Genomic DNA, 15628 nt, shown 5'->3' with positions numbered 1-15628 from the left:
GGTGACGAACGGGATGCCGGTCTTGTCGATCAGCTGCTTGAGGACCTTGGCGGTCATCTTGCGGTTGGCGCCGGCGCCGATCACCAGGATCGGGCTGCGCGCGGTGCGCAGTTTCTCGATCGCGGCTTCGATGGCCACATGCTCGGCCAGCGGGCGACGGTGCAGGCTGCGTGGGATCGGCATGGCATCGGTCTGCTCGGCCGCGATGTCTTCCGGCAGCTCCAGGTGCACGGCACCCGGTTTTTCTTCTTCAGCCAGGCGGAACGCTTCGCGCATGCGCGACGGGATGTTGTCGGCCGAAGCGAACTGGTGGGTGTACTTGGTGATGGGGGCCATCATGCCGCACACGTCGATGATCTGGAAGCGGCCCTGCTTGGACTTCTTGATCGGCTTCTGGCCGGTAATCATCATCATCGGCATGCCGCCGAGATAGGCGTAGGCACTGGCTGTCACCAGGTTGGTCGCGCCAGGGCCCAGGGTCGACAGGCTGACGCCGGTCTTGCCGGTCAGGCGGCCATAGGTGGCGGCCATGAAGCCTGCAGATTGTTCGTGGCGGGTCAGGACCAGCTTGATCTTCGACTTGCGCAGGGATTCCAGCAGGTCGAGGTTTTCCTCACCAGGGATGCCGAACACATACTCGACACCTTCGTTTTCCAGGCATTGCACAACGACATCGGCGGCCTTGGCCATTTCATTACCCCAAGCACGGTAGGCATCTCTGCCCTTCACTTTCAACACGAGAGGCCGTCATCGGCCTCTTGATTTATCGCTGCAAATTACGGTGCAACGGTTACATCGGCCTGGCCGCTCTGCTGCAGAGCGGCCTGCACAAACCCTTCGGCTTTCTTGCGTTCGACAAACGCCCTTACATACGCAGCTCCGGCCTCCCGGCCCCGCGGAACAGCCATCGCCTGGCGAATTGAGGTGAAAGTGTCTTCCAGCACGCGATAACGCGGGTCTGCATCAGCGATCTTCTGCAACGGCTGGCGAACGCCTGCGGCGGCATCGAGTCCTTGTTCGAAGAACAAATCCACCGCGCCAGCGGACGTCTCAGCCCGCTCAAGCTGGGCATGCTGCAATGTGCGGGTCAGGAACAGGTCATAGGCGGCACCTTTGCCCACGGCCAGTTTCAAGCCGGCTTGATCAAGATCGGCAACCGAATGGTAGGGCGACTCCTGCGCGACGAGGTAGGTACCCTCGATGATGACGTAGGGCTCGCTGAAGTTGATCTGTGCTTCGCGCACCGGCTCGATGGCGAGGAAGGCAAGGCTCCAGGCGCCCTCCTCCAATGCGGCGAACACCTTGCCTGCCGCATCGAAGGTGCGCATCTCAAGCGTGACGCCGAGCTCATCGGCCAAGGCAGTCGCCAATGCCACAGACACTCCCTGGGGCTCGCCGCCCGGGCCACGCTGGGCGAGTACCGGGTTGCCAAAGTTGATTGCGGCGTGCAGGACGCCACCTGGAGCGAGGTCGTCGAGTACTGCAGGGGTGATGACGGTCATGTGGCTCTCCTAGAGAAGGTGGACTCACCAGATAGGCAATGTGTAGGAAACGATCAAGCGGTTTTCGTCTGCCCCACGCGCAAAGTTCGAGCGATAGGCGGCGTTCCGCCACCGCACACCCACGTTCTTCAACGCACCGGACTGGAAGGTGTAGACGACGTCGGTGTTGCGCTCCCACTCGCGCCCCTCATCGGCTCGGGTAGCGGCATCAGCATGATCACCCTTGACGTAGCGGGTCATGAATGTCAGCCCGGGAATGCCGATAGCCGCGAAGTTGTAGTCATAACGCAGCTGCCAGGAGCGCTCACCCGGCTCGGCGAAGTCACTGATCTGAACATAGTTGTTCAGATAGGGGTCAGCGCCGTTAAGGTACGGCATCGAGGTATTGCCGTTCATTTTTTGCAAACCCAAGCCGAACCCGTGGCCGCCGAGGCTGTAGGTGAACAGCCCGCTCAACGCACCACTGTCGATCGCCCCGCCCCTCGCCGCGCCAGCGTCATCGCTGAGCATGTAGCGCAGGTCGCTCTTGAGCTTGCCGGGGCCGACGTTCCAGGTGTGGTTGATGCCGAAGAAATTCTGCTGGTAGACATCCTGCAACTTGGCGTACTGATAGCTCACGGTGAGCGCCTTGCTCAACGCGTAGTCAGCTCCGCCCACCCAGTAGTCATCGCCCTCAACGGTGCCGGCAAAACGCCGGTTCTTGTTGTTCAGGGTGATTTTCTCGGCGTTGGTCGAATCGCGGTCGGTCACGCGATTGAAACGCGCCCCGGTCAGGGTCAAGCCATCGATTTCGTTGCTGGTCAGCAGACCACCTTCGAAGGTCTGCGGCAGGATGCGGCCGGTGTTGGCCTGAACCGTGGGCAGCTTTGGAATCAATGTGCCGTACTTCAGTTCGCTCTCGGATAATTTGACCTTGGCAGCCAGGCCCAGGCGACTGAATTGGTCCGCAGCGCGCCCTTCATCATTCGCCGGCAACAGCCCGGAACCCGAACGGTCTGGGCTCGAATCGAGCTTGATACCGAGCATGCCCAGTGCATCCAGACCGAAGCCTACAGTCCCTGGGGTATAACCTGAACGGTAATCCAACAGGAAACCCTGGGCCCACTCTTCACGCTTGGACTGGCCAGCACCGTCACGGAAATCACGGTTGAAGTAATAGTTGGACATTTGCAGATTTAGCTTGCTGTCTTCGACGAAGCCTTCTGCGCCGGCAGCACCTGCAACCATGCAGGGAGAAAGTGTCAGCAGAGTACGCAGGATATTTTTGTTGTTGTGCATCTGACGGTTCCATTTCGTTGGCGTGAATCTACCCATCCCGGTATTGGGCCCGGGATTGAATCAAGCAGTGGTGGGGCTTGCTTTGAACGCTTATGCAGGGAGCCAAGCGGCTCCACCCGATAGGGCTCAGGTCGAAGGGCCGCAGCGCGGCCCCCGTCGGGTCAATGGGCGGAAGCGGCCATTGGCTGACCTGGCTCTTTGTTGGTGACACGCATCAGCGCCGTCATCAAGAAGGCAATGACCAACAGCGCACTGAGGAACAGCAAGCCGGTCGAGGCGCTCTGGCTATTGCCCTTGACCACACCGATCAGCGACGGACCAACGAAGCCGCCCAAGTTGCCGATCGAGTTGATCACCGCGATCGAGACGGCAGCAGTAGCGCGATCAAGGAACAGCGTCGGCAGCGCCCAGAATGGCGACTTGAAGCTGTACAAGCCAGACAACGCCACACAGATCATCGCCATCGATGCCACTGGGCTGGCAAGCATGCCGGCGCCAACCAGGCCCAACGCAGCAATCGCCAGGGGAATCGCCGAGTGCATCTTGCGCTCATTGCGTCGATCCGAACTGCGCGACCAGATGATCATCGCGAGGGTCGCGACGATGTACGGCAGCGTGGCGATCAGGCCAATCTGGGTATGGGTCAAGTCGTCGGCAAAACCCTTGATGATCTGCGGCATCCAGTAGCCGACACCGAGGCTGCCGCACTGGTAGACGAAGTAGATGAACGCCAGATAGAGCACCTTCTTGTTGACCATGGTCTTGAATACGCTCAGGCGCTGGACATTCTTGCGACTCTGGCGATCACGCTCGAGCTCGGCCAGCAGCCAGTCCTTCTCCTTCGGAGTGAGCCATTTGGCTTGTTCCGGCTTGTCGGTGAGGAAGAAGAAGCAAGCAATACCGAGGAACACCGCAGGGATGCCTTCGAGGAACAGCATCCAGCGCCAGCCGCTCCAGTCGAACCACTTGATGTTGTCCATGATCCAGGTCGACATCGGTGCGCCGATGATATAGCTGACCGGGATTGCCGCAGTGAAGAGCGCGACGGTCGTGGCCAGTTCTTTGGAGCGGAACCAGAATGTCAGGTAGACAATCACGCCCGGGAAGAAGCCCGCCTCGGCCACACCGAGGAAAAAGCGCAGCACATACAACTGATTGGCCGTCTGGGCGAAGGCAGTGGCAGCAGCAATCGCGCCCCAGGTCACCAGGATACGGGCGATCCAGACCCGTGCGCCAAATTTGTTGAGCATCACGTTGCTCGGCACTTCGAACAGGAAGTAGCCGATGAAGAATATCCCTGAAATGAAACCGAAGGCTTCGCTGGTCAGCGCCAGCTCCTTGTTCATCTCCAGCGCGGCATAGCCAATGTTGGCTCGATCCAGGTAGGAAACGATGTACAGCAGGAACATGAACGGAATGATCCGCAACGTAACTTTGCGGACAATCGCCTGCTCGTCGACAGTGTTGTTGTTGTTCATAGGGACCTCATCTGGGGTGAACCGTGGCCCACCCCTTAATTGTTATCGGTGAAACGGATATCAGGCAGAAAAGATCATGCACACCGGACTGCCGGCCTTGACCGAGAAGTCCGTTTTGCTCAGCCCGCCACGCTGCGGGTCGACCGCAAACGAAACGATGCTGTCGCTGTCTTCATTGAGCGCAAACAAGTAACGCTGATTAGGCGTCAGGGTGAAGAAACGCGGCGTCTTGCCTTCGCTTGGCACGAACTCGACCGGGCTGAGCAGGCCAGTGCCCTGGTCGATGGCGTAGACCGCGATGCTGTCGTAGCCACGATTGGAGGCGTACAGGAAACGCCCATTGCGATCGATTTCGATTTCAGAGGCACGGCTGTTGCCGGTGTAGCTCGCTGGCAAGGACGGCAATACTTGGAAGGCTTGCAGCGCACCGTTTTGAGGGTCGAAACGGTAGCTGGTGACGCTGGAGTCGAGCTCATTGACCACGTAGGCGAATGCTGCCTTGGGGTGCATGGCGATGTGCCGGGGACCGGAACCCTCGCGAGCGACAACGAATGGCTGCTCAGCCGGGTGCAGCTTGCCGTTGTCGAACCGGAAGCTGAACACCCGGTCCAGCCCTTTATCCGGTACCAGGACAAAGTTGCCCGAAGCGTCGAACGGATTGAAGTGCGGCTTGGCAAAGGGCTGCTCGACGCGGTGCGGACCCAGTGGGCCTTCCAGTTTGAGCAGTTGATTGACACTGCCTAGAGAGCCGTCTTCGGCGACATTAAGCACCGCCAGGGTGCCGGTAATGTGGTTGGAGACGACCATGAAGCGCTCACTAGGGTCCAGTGCCAGATGGACCGGATTTTTGCCTTCACAGCTCTGACGATTGAGAAAGGTAAGCATGCCCGTGGCCTTGTCGACACTGAAGGCACTGACCTCACTCCGGTCACCATGGACGCTGTACAGCCGATCACCGGCGCGATTGAGCACGAGGAAAGAAGGGTTGACCAGATCACTAACAACCTGGACCTGCTCCAGCGTGCCCGCTTCCTGATCCAGGCGATAAACCGTGATGCCATCACCCCGGGCATTACGCTCCCGGGTGGTACGCGATCCGACATACGCGAACATAGGGTTGGTTCTCCCGCTAGCAGAATGTGTTGAAGACAGAGCGCTCGCTGCACAGGCAATGCCGTTGGGCAGCAGCGAGCCGAGCAGGCCTAGGCTCGTGACCGAACCTAGCTGTTTTAAGAAGGTACGCCGGGCGACGCCGGCTTGTTCAGGGCTCGCGGCATCGAGCGCAACAACGATCGGTTGTTCGCCATTCATGTAACGTGTCCTTTTTTGTTATTGACCAGGGCCGGCCCCGCTGAACGGGGCCGGCGCAACCTCAGCGACGGCTGCGAGCGACCACTTTGCGGATCACGAATGGCAGCACGCCGCCATTGGTCAAGTAGCGAACTTCCTGCTGCGAATCGACGCGAGCGATAACCTCGAACTGATCGCAGCGACCGTCTGCGCGATGAATGTCCAGGGCAATCACGTTTTCGCCTACGGTCAGGTCATCCAAGCCCAGGAAGTCGAACTGCTCTGACCCATCCAACTGCAGGTCGTCCACGCTTTGTCCAGCCTTGAACACCAGAGGCAGTACGCCCATGCCGATCAGGTTGCTGCGGTGGATACGCTCGATGCTCTGTGCGACCACTGCCTTGACCCCGAGCAGGGCTTGCGCCTTGGCTGCCCAGTCGCGGCTGGAGCCCGCGCCGTAGTTGATACCGGCGAACACCACCATCGGCGTTTGCTGGGCGGCGTAGCTCTTGGCCGCCTCGTACAGCGGCAGGCATTCACTGTGGTCGGCATTCCAGGCCCAAGCGCCGAGGCCTGGCTGCTGCTCGCCGAGCAAACGGTTTTTCACAGACTTGTTGGTGAACGCCCCGCGCAGCATCACTTCATGGTTGCTACGACGGGTGGAGTACTGGTTGAGGTCCTGCGGGTCCTCGCCTCGTTCCAGCAGCCACTTGCCTGCCAGGCTGCTGGCAGGGATGGCACCTGCGGGCGAAATGTGATCGGTGGTGACGTTGTCGCCGAGTACCATCAGTGCTCGCGCGCCGCTGATAGCCAGGGACGCCTTGGGGTCAGCCTGGATATCGGCAAGATACTGCGGACGACGCAAATAGGTCGACTCCGGGCTCCACGGGAACTGAACGCTGCCCTCTGCCGACAGTGCCTGCCAGTGATGAGTACCGTCCCAGACGGTCGCCAGACGATGCTGGAAGAACTCAGGCTTGACCACCTGTGCGACCTGCGCGGCAATCTCGGCCTCGGACGGCATCAGGTCGTGCAAATACACCAAATTGCCGTTGCTGTCTTCGCCCAGCGGCTGCGAGGTCAGGTCGATGTCGATGGTGCCGGCAATGGCATAAGCCACGCACAACGCTGGCGACGCCAGGTAACCGGCCGGTACCTTGGGGTTTACCCGGCCTTCGAAGTTGCGGTTACCCGACAGCACTACGACCCCTTTCAGGCCTTGGTCGGCAAAGGTTTCGACATGCTCTTCGAGCTTGCCGGAGTTACCGATGCAGGTCATGCAGCCGAAGCCTGCCAAATCGAAGCCAAGCGCCGAAAAATCTTCCAGCAGATTGGCTTCGGCCAAGTAGTCCGCGACCACTTGCGAGCCAGGCGACAGCGAGGTCTTGACCCACGGCTTGCGCTGCAGGCCCAATGCCCGTGCCTTGCGTGCCAGCAACCCGGCCTGGATCATCTGCGCGGGGTTAGCGGTGTTGGTGCAACTGGTGATCGCCGACATGACCACCGCACCATGGGTTATCGCCTGGCCGAACGATGGCTCGTTGAAGCTTTGCGCCTGCGGTGCATTGATCAGCTTGCCGCCGCCCAGCACCTCGTCTCGAAACGATGCTGCAGCATTCGACAGCGACTGACGCTGATGCGGCTGATGCGGGCCAGCGACGCTCGGCTCAATGCTGGCCAGGTCGAGTTCGATCAGCTCGTCGAACTGCGGCTCTTGCAACTCGTCGCGACGCCACAGCGGTTGCTTACTCATGTAGGCAATGACCTGCTCACGCAGCTTGGCCGAACGACCACTCAGCTCGAGATACGCCAGGGTTTCGTTGTCGAACGGGAAAAACACCACGGTCGCGCCGTATTCCGGGGCCATGTTCGATACCGTGCCACGGGCCGCCCAGCTCAAGGTCGACAAGCCGGGGCCGGTGAACTCGACGAATTTGCCTACGACTGAACGCTTACGCAGAATCTCGGCGACATGCAGCGACAGGTCGGTTGCGGTAATGCCGGGGCGCAGGGAGTTGGTGACGCGGATACCGATGACCTTGGGGAAGCTGATGGGCACCGGTTCGCCGACCATCGCAGCCTGCCCTTCCAGGCCGCCAACACCCCAGCCCAGTACGCCGATGGCATTGATCATCGGTGTGTGGCTATCGGTAGCGACCATGTCATCCGGATGCAGCAGGCGCTCGCCATTTTCACCACGACTTTCCCAGACGACCTGGGCCAGCGCCTCCATGTTCATCTGGTGAATGATGCCAGTACCCGGCGGGATGACGCCGAAATTGTCCAGGCTCTTTTGCGCCCACTTGATGAAGCGGTAGCGCTCGCTGTTGCGACGGAAGTCGATGTCCAGGTTCTGCTCGACGGCGTCAGCCTCGCCATAGCGCTCGACGATAACCGAGTGATCGATGGTCAGCACCGCGGGAATCAGTGGGTTCATCGCCCGCGGATCACCGCCAAGCTCTGCTACTACATCACGCATACCCGCGAAATCAGCCAGCGCCGGAAGGCAGGTGGTGTCATGGAACATCAAACGGTTGGGCTGGAACGGCACTTCGCAGTCCGGGCCCTGGCCAATCGCACGCGCCAGCACTGACGGCAGCGCTTGCGGGGAGCAACGCGCAACGTTCTCCAGCAAGATACGGATAGAGTACGGCAGCTTGGCCAGCTGGTCGTGATCGAGCATCTTGCTCAGGTCGATGATGGTGAACGCATCATCCTTGATCACCAGGGGGCTAAACAGATCGCAGGCAGTCTCGGTCATGCTTCTCATCGCTCGGCTTTTTATAATGTTCGCAGGGCTGGAAATGCGCCATCAGCACTGTTGATGCGCCGATACTAAAAGCAGTTGTGGCGGATGAAAATTGGTCAATCGCCACAGCAGCGTTCTCCAAACGAGAACGCTCGAGACCCGTTAGTTTGACAGCTTCAGGTGATCGATGAAGGTCTTGAGGGTGGGTGAGGCAGCTTCGTATTTTTTGAATGCGAGCAACAACGTGCGCTGCGCCCACGGTTCGGCGAGTGTCACCGCCTTGAGTTTGTGGCTGCGCAGATACTGATTGATGACACTACGAGGCAGCACAGCAATACCCAGCCCGTTAGACACCATCCGGCACATGCAATCGAAGCTGCTGATGCGGATGCGCAGCTTCAGCGTCATGCCCAATTTGGCCGCCTCGCTGGTCAGTAGCGTGTGCATCGAACTTTCAAGGTGGGGGCCAACGAACTCGTGCTCCAGCACTTCTTTGAAGCTGATCGACTTTCGTGCTGCCAGTTGATGCCCACTGGGCACTACCAGCGTCAGTTCGTCATGCCGATAGGCGAATGTTTCAAGGCCCTCGGAGGCCGTTTGAGCGGCGATGATGCCGAGATCGGCACGCCCGTCAGCAACGGCCCGAATCACTGCCGAGCCAACCCGCTCTTCGATATCGAACTTGATCTGTGGATACAGATCGGCAAAGCCGGCGACGTCCTGAGGTAGAAACTGCGATAACGCGGAGGTGATCGCGTGAATACGGATATGCCCCTTGACCCCGCTCGCATATCCGCTCAATTCACTGTCGAGCTGTGCCATCGTCTGCTTGAGTTGTCGAGCATAAAACAGCAGCGACTGCCCTGCCGGTGTCAGCTCCACCCCGCGCGCGTTACGCAACAGTAGCGGCGAGCCAACTTGCGCCTCGAGCTCGGTGATGCGTTTGCTGATCGCCGAGACAGCCACATGCTTGATTCGGCCCGCGCGCGTGAGGTTGCGTTCTTGGGCAACGGTGATGAAAAGATCCAGGCTGGTGAGGTCGTAGCGCACGAAAAGATCCTGACAAGACAGCAGTGTGAACGCCGTAAAGGCGGTCAGTGAGTATTCCTGGCACGCTTCACGCGCGGCGATGACACTCCCCCATGCACGCTAAGCATGGTTCATGCCTTTGGGGAAAGCGAACCAGCGATGCACCGCGAAAGCTGCCAGAGTTGCGTAAATTGGATTTTAATGCAATAAGATGCAATGCCAGCTACGCCCTTTTTCGCGAGGAGGATGGGTGCGGCAGTTCGTTGTTTATCCCGGCCAACCATCCTGATACCCCTTCTAAATCGACAGGCAGATCTTCAGGAGAGTGTGATGCGTATATTGGTTCTCCCCGGCGACGGAATCGGCCCCGAGATCATCGATTCGGCCATATCGGCAATTCATGCGGCCAATACCCGATTCACGCTAGGCTTGAGCCTTGACTACGACGATGTCGGCTTCACCAGCCTTGAAAAGCACGGCACCACACTGCGCGACGAAGTACTGGAAAAAGCCAAGGCCTATGACGGGATCATTCTCGGCACGCAATCGCATGCAGACTATCCAGCACCCGGGAAGGGCGGACGCAACGTCTCGGCGGGCTTCCGAATTGGCTTGGACCTGTATGCCAACGTACGGCCGGCGCGAACCCGGCCGTTCATAGAATCGAATATGAAGCCGGGCAGGCGTATGGACCTGGTCATCATGCGCGAAGCCACCGAAGGCTTATACCCGGACCGCAACATGTCGCGCGGCTGGGGAGAAGTCATGCCGTCCGAGGACATGGCCCTGTCGACGCGCAAGATTACCCGCCACTGCAGCGAACGCATCGCGCGCCGCGCCTTCGAATTGGCCATGAAACGTAACCGCAAGGTCACCGCCATTCACAAGGCCAACAGTTTCCACATGACCGACGGCCTGTTCCTGGAGTGTGTGCGCGGGGTTGCCAGGGAATTCCCCGAGGTACAACTGGACGACATGCTGGTCGACGCCTCGACCGCTCACCTTGTGCGCAACCCAGAGCGCTTCGACGTGCTCGTGGCGACTAACTTCTATGGCGATATCCTCAGCGATCTGGCCAGCGAATTGTCCGGCAGCCTGGGCCTGGCCGGCTCGATAATGGCCAGCGACAGCCATTGCTGCGCCCAGGCCCAGCATGGCTCTGCGCCCGACATAGCTGGCCAGGACAAAGCCAACCCGGTGTCGATGATCCTTTCGGTGGCGATGTTGCTGCAGTGGATGGGTGAAAAACACGGCAACCCAGCGTTGGTGGATGCAGGCCATGTCATGGAGCAAGCCGTGGACACGGTGCTGCAGAACCCCCTCAAGCGCACTGCCGACCTCGGCGGGGCAATGGGCTGCAGTGACTTTGGTAAAGCGGTGGCCGCCGTCATCGCAGCTTGATCGACGCCATAAGCGCACCCGCTTGACCGTAGTCAACTTGAGTCAAGCTGGGGCTGCGTACCCGCCTCGCCAGTGACACCAGGCGGTACAGGATTGGAGTGTTGCGACGTGAGGGGCAAATGCTTGGACGCGTGAAAACCTGGTGGGCAACGCCCTTGGTCGGCACTGCCGGCGCTTTGCTCGCCAGCGCGGCTCACTGGCCGCTGCCATGGATCATCGGTTCGCTGCTGGCGGTGATGCTGGTGCGCTGCGGCGGCTGGCTGATCGCCGAAATCCCCAATGGGCGTAAATCCGGCCAATGGATGATCGCCACCTCTATTGGCCTGCACTTCACCCAACCGGTGGTGGGCGAAATCCTCTCGCACTTTGCATTGATGTTTGCCGCTGCCGTTCTGACCTTCCTGCTTGCCTTGGCCGGTATCGCGTTCATGCGCCGAAACGGTATGGCCCTGACCACCGCCTATTTCGCCTTCATGCCTGCCAACTTTGCCGAGATGATCCAGCTCGGCGCTCGCTACCGGGCTGACGTCAGCCAGATTGCAGCGGCCCACAGCATTCGGCTGGTACTGATCATACTCAGCGTGCCGCCGGCGATGTTCTTCTTGATGCACTTGGCACCCGAAGCGGTGGTGCACCCTCGCCTCCCGGCGCATTGGCAATGGCTCGGCCCGATGCTGGCCGGCGGCGTGCTCATGGCGATGCTATGGAAGCGCCTGGGCCTGCCAAATTCGGGGATGTTCGGCCCCATGACCTTATGCGCCGCCTTGACGGCAGCCTTCGATCTGCGAACCACCTTGCCTGTGGAGCTGAGTCGATTTGGCCAACTGATGATTGGCTGCGCGCTGGGAAGCTTTTTTGATCGCGGGTTCTTTCGCAGGTCGCCCAAGTATCTGCTGAAGGTCGTCGCCTTCACCTTAAGCATGATCATCGGCACCCTGCTCTTCGCGTGGGGACTAGGCGTGGTATCGGGTTTTCCGGTACTGACAATGGCACTTGGGATGATGCCCCGGCAGCAGCACAGAAATGTACCTCACTGCCGAAGCCTTGCAATTGGGTGCTGGCATGGTGACCGCCATGCAGATCATGCGCCTGATCGTGGTCATGATCTGCGCCGAGCCGGTGCTTAAAGCGTGGTTGGCCCGGCAAGACAACACCGCCAGGGAGCGCGACGCATCCTAGCAAGCGCCCGTGAAAGGGCGCTGCCCCAGCCTCGCCCGCTTAAACCAACGTGAACTTCAACTCCTTGCCGAAGTACTGCACCGAGACGCTGAAGCCTGCCCCAGGCAGGTCGAATGGCGCGCACATGGCACCGGTCGAGACCAGATCGCCTGCACGCAGAATCTCACCGCGCTCTGCGGCATGGGCATACAAGGCCGCCAAGGAGCTCAGCGGGTCGGTTGCAGCGTCACCGGACAATGCTTGCGCCCGCGGCGCGCCATCCACGTACACCAACGCACTGGCAGCCAGCTGGGTGAGCAAAGTCAGATCGGCTCCACTACAAACGTTCTCGCCGACCACGAGCGCCTCGAAGCCTACGTTATCGGCTGCAAAACTGGGCCAACCCACACTTTTACGGTCGACGAATCGAGAGCGCACAACTTCGAATGTGACGCAGGTAGCACGAATATCCTCAGCACAGGGTAGGCGGCCGGGCTCTGGTTGCACATCGCGGTCTAGCACGAATGCGACTTCGCACTCGATGGTGACCGGCGTCTGCGCGGGCAGGCGAATCTCTGCACCGCTGGCATGGCAGCGGGCCGCTTCCAGTTGGCCCACCAATGGTCGCGACAGATTTCCTGCGCGCATGGCCGCGGGGCTGCCCACACCCAGTTTCCAACCGCAACGCCGGCCACCAGCAGCACTGAACAGCTGGTCCTGGACGTCATAACCCTGGGTCAGGCTGGCTGGTTTGAGTGGCTCGGGCAACGACTGCAGGAGCTCGCCAGTGCGCCAAGTGTCAAGCAGCAACGCTGCCGTGGCGACCGGGGTAAAAGTCGAATTGGTCATCACAATCTCTGAGTGAACGTTAATAGGTCAGTGGTCGGCAGGCGCGTGACGAAACTGCACGTCCAACAACGCTTCGAATACCTTGATCATGGCACCCTTGTCCTCGCTGCCATGCCCACGCAACAGTGCGGTCTGATACGTGGTGGTAGCCGCGCCCAGCACAGGAAGTGGCAAGCCCATTTCGGCACTTATCTGAGCACCATGACGCATGTCCTTGTATGCACTCTGCAGCGCATAGCCACTGCTGAAGTTATTGGCCAATATCTGCGGCAAAAAATACTCCGAGGCATGACTTCGCCCAGTACCGCTGTTGACCACCTGAGTGATCTGCTGCGCATCCAGGCCCAGCCTGCAGGCCATGGGCATGATTTCGGCGAGTGCCGCGGTGTTGATGTTGTAGAGCAGCTGGTTGATCAGCTTGGCCAACTGACCATTGCCCACCGGCCCCATGTGCAGGATGGTCGATGCCATGGTCTGCAGGTAGGGCAGCATCCGTGCGAATACCTCCGGCTCCCCGCCGCACATCGCTGTCAGCGTCGCGTCAGCCGCACGCTGCGCCATGCCGGAGACTGGCGCATCCATGAAACGCAGGCCCAGCGCAGCCAGCCGGCGCCCTGCCTCGACAGCCTGGGTGTAGCCGATCGTACTGGTGTCTACCACCGTACTGCCTGGACGCATCCACTGGGCCAAACCCTGCTCTGAAAACAATAGCTCTTCGACCGTCTGCTCATCGGGCAGGCAAAGAAACACCGTGTCGCAAGCCGCGAGCACCCTTCGGTCATCGGTGGGGCATGCACCCAAGCGTTCCAGCTGAGGGTAGGCGCGGCCACTGGCAGAGCTTACCCGTAGCCCGGGGTGCGCCCTGAGCAGATGTGTTGCCATAGGCAACCCCATCTGCCCCAGGCCAATAAAAGCGATGCTCATCTGGATTACCTGCTCTGTTTATTCGCGGCACATGCTAAGCAAGGGGAGCTATCAATAAAAATATATTGTTATGATGGCTAGCATCACAAACTGTTATGAAACGTTAGAGCGATCCAAGACCATGAACCTCAAAGCGCTGCGCTGCTGCGTTGAAATCAGCCGTCAAGGTAGCTTCACCAAGGCAGCGCAAAGCCTGCATATCGCGCAACCCGCACTGAGCATGGCAGTTACGCGCCTGGAAGAAGAATTGGGTGTGATGCTTTTCAATCGCGCGGGCCGACAGGTTCACCCGACTTCTGAAGGAGCCCGCTTCTTGGCACGAGTGGAGTGCGCTCTTCATGAACTGGACACTGCTCGCCAAGAGCTTCGCGATTTGGTGGACCTGCACAGCGGCGAGGTACGATTAGGGGTGCCACCGATGTTCGGTCTCAATTACCTGCCGACACTCCTGAGCGCTTTCCGTCAGCGGTATCCTGGCATCACAATGACCGTGGTCGAGGGCAGCGCTGACGATATCAGTAAGCAACTCGAGCGTCGCGAAATCGACTTGGCACTTCTGGAATCACGGCGCGTTACTCCCGCCTGGGAATCGGTCATGTTGGGCCAGGATGAAATGGTATTGTGCATGCACACAGACCATCCTCTCGCAACGCGCCCTCACCTTGAACCAGAGGATCTGGCAGACGTGGAAATGGTGCTGTTCGACCGATCCTTCCTGCAGCGCCATCTATTGGACCAGTTCGTCGCCGACGGAGGTGTTCGCTATCGGATGGCGATGCAGAGCAACTTCGTCTCGTTGGTGGTAGAAGCGGTAAGGCAGCGAGTTGGCGTGGCCACGTTACTGCGTTCGGTGCAGCAGTCCACCCCAGGTGTCGTGGGAGTGCCATTCAAGCCGTCCCAGCAGATGAGCTTTCGGCTGTGCTGGCGTCAGGGTGAATACCTGTCACTGGCAGCCAGGCGCTTCACTGACTATGTACGTGAAGCGAACTGAAGGCACGGCTGTGGGGGAGATTCACCCATTGCCGGGCTTGCATTCACTACTACGCAGAGACTGGGGTCAGCATGCGCTGATGCTGCTCTTCTGGCCGGTCTCCGCAGCGGGCAGCCCATCAGGCGGCTTTCGGTGGTTCCCGCTGGAACGAAAATAGGGGCGATTAAAGTTCTCTCCACCGCCTGGTACAAATGCACGTTCCCGGACGGGGCATCCTCCGCCAGGCGCAGTCTGTTGTCGACATCTTGCACGCCCTCCTGTGTGAAGCTCACCGCCTGCTGGGTGTCGCCCTGCAGGCGCTCGCCCATCTGGCGAATGTCATCGGCGGCGCGGGAGGTGCGCGCGGGCCAGGCTGCGGACCTCGTCCACCACCACGGCGAAGCCACAGCCATGCTCGCCCCGCGGCATTGAACGCCAGCAGGTTAGTCTGGTTAGTGATACCGCTGATCAGGCCGGTGATGTTGCCGATCTCGGTCATGCGGCTGTCGAACCGCTGACCGATTCTAGTCTGGAACGTCAGCTTCTCGCATAGAACCAGTCATATCCTGCTCTTAATCTCGCGCTACCTTTACAGAATTTGCTGACGATAACCTCGTGACTTCAAGATCGTTCTTGGATCTCTTGAGCACTCCAGCGAGACAGGTCGGTACCTTTGGGGAAGTATTGGCGCAGAAGACCATTTGTATTCTCGTTCGTACCGCGCTGCCATGGGCTATGAGGGTCAGCGAAGAGGACCTTTACTCCGGATTCGATAGTAAACCGAGCGTGATCTGATAGCTCCTTTCCACGATCCCAGGTTAGAAACGCTCAACGCACTGCAAAGCAGGCTGGTCGGATACAGGCCTGACTCTCTCAGTTCCTCGATCATGAAAAACGATCGGGATCCGACATCAAGAGAGCCGTAGCCTTTTTTAATATTTCGGCCTCGGTCTCCAGGCGCTTAACTTTGGCCCGCAGCTCCTGGAGCTCTCGCTGTTCG

The 15628-nt window shown here is 59.7% G+C and carries 12 protein-coding genes and 3 pseudogenes; 4 read left to right on the top strand and 11 right to left on the bottom strand.

Going from position 1 to position 15628, the window contains the following annotated elements:
• From ACNQPL_RS26220 to ACNQPL_RS26190, 7 genes are all read right to left on the bottom strand, one after another.
• Positions 1–690, bottom strand: a 690-nt coding sequence (locus ACNQPL_RS26220) for a thiamine pyrophosphate-binding protein (RefSeq protein ID WP_416468346.1), incomplete at its 3' end; no start/stop codon positions are given.
• Between the two features lie 86 nt (positions 691–776).
• Positions 777–1502 carry a transporter substrate-binding domain-containing protein gene (locus ACNQPL_RS26215; RefSeq protein WP_416468345.1) on the bottom strand — a complete coding sequence of 242 codons (726 nt, stop codon included), beginning with the start codon at positions 1500–1502 and terminating at the stop codon, positions 777–779.
• Between the two features lie 24 nt (positions 1503–1526).
• Complete coding sequence (locus tag ACNQPL_RS26210; protein ID WP_416468344.1) at positions 1527–2780, bottom strand: OprD family porin; 1254 nt, start codon at positions 2778–2780, stop codon at positions 1527–1529.
• A gap of 161 nt (positions 2781–2941) precedes the next feature.
• A complete protein-coding gene (locus tag ACNQPL_RS26205; protein ID WP_416468343.1) occupies positions 2942–4258 on the bottom strand; it encodes an MFS transporter in 1317 nt (438 codons plus the stop codon).
• Between the two features lie 60 nt (positions 4259–4318).
• Positions 4319–5371 carry a lactonase family protein gene (locus ACNQPL_RS26200; protein WP_416468347.1) on the bottom strand — a complete coding sequence of 351 codons (1053 nt, stop codon included), beginning with the start codon at positions 5369–5371 and terminating at the stop codon, positions 4319–4321.
• A 259-nt stretch (positions 5372–5630) separates the two neighbouring features.
• Positions 5631–8309 (bottom strand): aconitate hydratase AcnA, encoded by a 2679-nt coding sequence (gene acnA / locus ACNQPL_RS26195; RefSeq protein ID WP_416468342.1) that lies wholly within the window; start codon positions 8307–8309, stop codon positions 5631–5633.
• 150 nt (positions 8310–8459) lie between these two features.
• A complete protein-coding gene (locus ACNQPL_RS26190; protein WP_416468341.1) occupies positions 8460–9347 on the bottom strand; it encodes a LysR family transcriptional regulator in 888 nt (295 codons plus the stop codon).
• Positions 9348–9656: 309 nt separating this feature from the next.
• On the opposite strand from ACNQPL_RS26190, the gene ACNQPL_RS26185 reads away from it, so the two are divergent.
• The 3 genes and pseudogenes from ACNQPL_RS26185 to ACNQPL_RS26175 all read left to right on the top strand — a co-directional run bounded on the left by ACNQPL_RS26185 (position 9657) and on the right by ACNQPL_RS26175 (position 11906).
• Positions 9657–10727 (top strand): isocitrate/isopropylmalate dehydrogenase family protein, encoded by a 1071-nt coding sequence (locus ACNQPL_RS26185; RefSeq protein ID WP_416468340.1) that lies wholly within the window; start codon positions 9657–9659, stop codon positions 10725–10727.
• 119 nt (positions 10728–10846) lie between these two features.
• Positions 10847–11674: pseudogene (locus ACNQPL_RS26180) on the top strand (AbrB family transcriptional regulator); the annotation flags it as partial.
• A 76-nt stretch (positions 11675–11750) separates the two neighbouring features.
• Positions 11751–11906, top strand: coding sequence for an AbrB family transcriptional regulator (locus ACNQPL_RS26175; protein WP_416468339.1), 156 nt, complete (start codon positions 11751–11753; stop codon positions 11904–11906).
• Positions 11907–11945: 39 nt separating this feature from the next.
• Here ACNQPL_RS26175 and ACNQPL_RS26170 read toward each other — a convergent pair whose 3' ends face one another.
• Together ACNQPL_RS26170 and ACNQPL_RS26165 are read right to left on the bottom strand one after the other, a co-directional pair.
• Positions 11946–12734, bottom strand: a complete 789-nt coding sequence (locus ACNQPL_RS26170) for a 2-keto-4-pentenoate hydratase (RefSeq protein WP_416468338.1) — start codon at positions 12732–12734, stop codon at positions 11946–11948.
• Between the two features lie 27 nt (positions 12735–12761).
• Positions 12762–13658: an NAD(P)-dependent oxidoreductase gene (locus ACNQPL_RS26165; protein WP_416468337.1), complete on the bottom strand. Its 897-nt coding sequence runs from the start codon at positions 13656–13658 to the stop codon at positions 12762–12764.
• 121 nt (positions 13659–13779) lie between these two features.
• Between ACNQPL_RS26165 and ACNQPL_RS26160 the strand changes: the two genes are divergently transcribed.
• Positions 13780–14649: a LysR family transcriptional regulator gene (locus tag ACNQPL_RS26160; protein WP_416468336.1), complete on the top strand. Its 870-nt coding sequence runs from the start codon at positions 13780–13782 to the stop codon at positions 14647–14649.
• Positions 14650–14822: 173 nt separating this feature from the next.
• Here ACNQPL_RS26160 and ACNQPL_RS26155 read toward each other — a convergent pair.
• Positions 14823–15145, bottom strand: a pseudogene (locus tag ACNQPL_RS26155) (methyl-accepting chemotaxis protein); the annotation flags it as partial.
• A 119-nt stretch (positions 15146–15264) separates the two neighbouring features.
• Positions 15265–15450, bottom strand: a pseudogene (locus ACNQPL_RS26150) (IS30 family transposase); the annotation flags it as partial.
• Between the last annotated feature and the right edge of the window lie 178 nt (positions 15451–15628).

The sequence above is a fragment of the Pseudomonas sp. LFS044 genome (assembly GCF_047978245.1).
Taxonomy (GTDB): domain Bacteria; phylum Pseudomonadota; class Gammaproteobacteria; order Pseudomonadales; family Pseudomonadaceae; genus Aquipseudomonas.
The sequence above is the reverse complement of the archived record's forward strand: the minus strand, read 5'-3'. Positions and strand labels throughout refer to the sequence as shown.

Excerpts from the sequence above, each read along its gene's own strand:
- ACNQPL_RS26215 (WP_416468345.1), bottom strand. The coding sequence starts at position 1,502 with ATGACCGTCATCACCCCTGCAGTACTCGACGACCTCGCTCCAGGTGGC.
- ACNQPL_RS26210 (WP_416468344.1), bottom strand. The coding sequence starts at position 2,780 with ATGCACAACAACAAAAATATCCTGCGTACTCTGCTGACACTTTCTCCC.
- ACNQPL_RS26205 (WP_416468343.1), bottom strand. The coding sequence starts at position 4,258 with ATGAACAACAACAACACTGTCGACGAGCAGGCGATTGTCCGCAAAGTT.
- ACNQPL_RS26200 (WP_416468347.1), bottom strand. The coding sequence starts at position 5,371 with ATGTTCGCGTATGTCGGATCGCGTACCACCCGGGAGCGTAATGCCCGG.
- acnA (WP_416468342.1), bottom strand. The coding sequence starts at position 8,309 with ATGACCGAGACTGCCTGCGATCTGTTTAGCCCCCTGGTGATCAAGGAT.
- ACNQPL_RS26185 (WP_416468340.1), top strand. The coding sequence starts at position 9,657 with ATGCGTATATTGGTTCTCCCCGGCGACGGAATCGGCCCCGAGATCATC.
- ACNQPL_RS26175 (WP_416468339.1), top strand. The coding sequence starts at position 11,751 with ATGTACCTCACTGCCGAAGCCTTGCAATTGGGTGCTGGCATGGTGACC.
- ACNQPL_RS26170 (WP_416468338.1), bottom strand. The coding sequence starts at position 12,734 with ATGACCAATTCGACTTTTACCCCGGTCGCCACGGCAGCGTTGCTGCTT.
- ACNQPL_RS26165 (WP_416468337.1), bottom strand. The coding sequence starts at position 13,658 with ATGAGCATCGCTTTTATTGGCCTGGGGCAGATGGGGTTGCCTATGGCA.
- ACNQPL_RS26160 (WP_416468336.1), top strand. The coding sequence starts at position 13,780 with ATGAACCTCAAAGCGCTGCGCTGCTGCGTTGAAATCAGCCGTCAAGGT.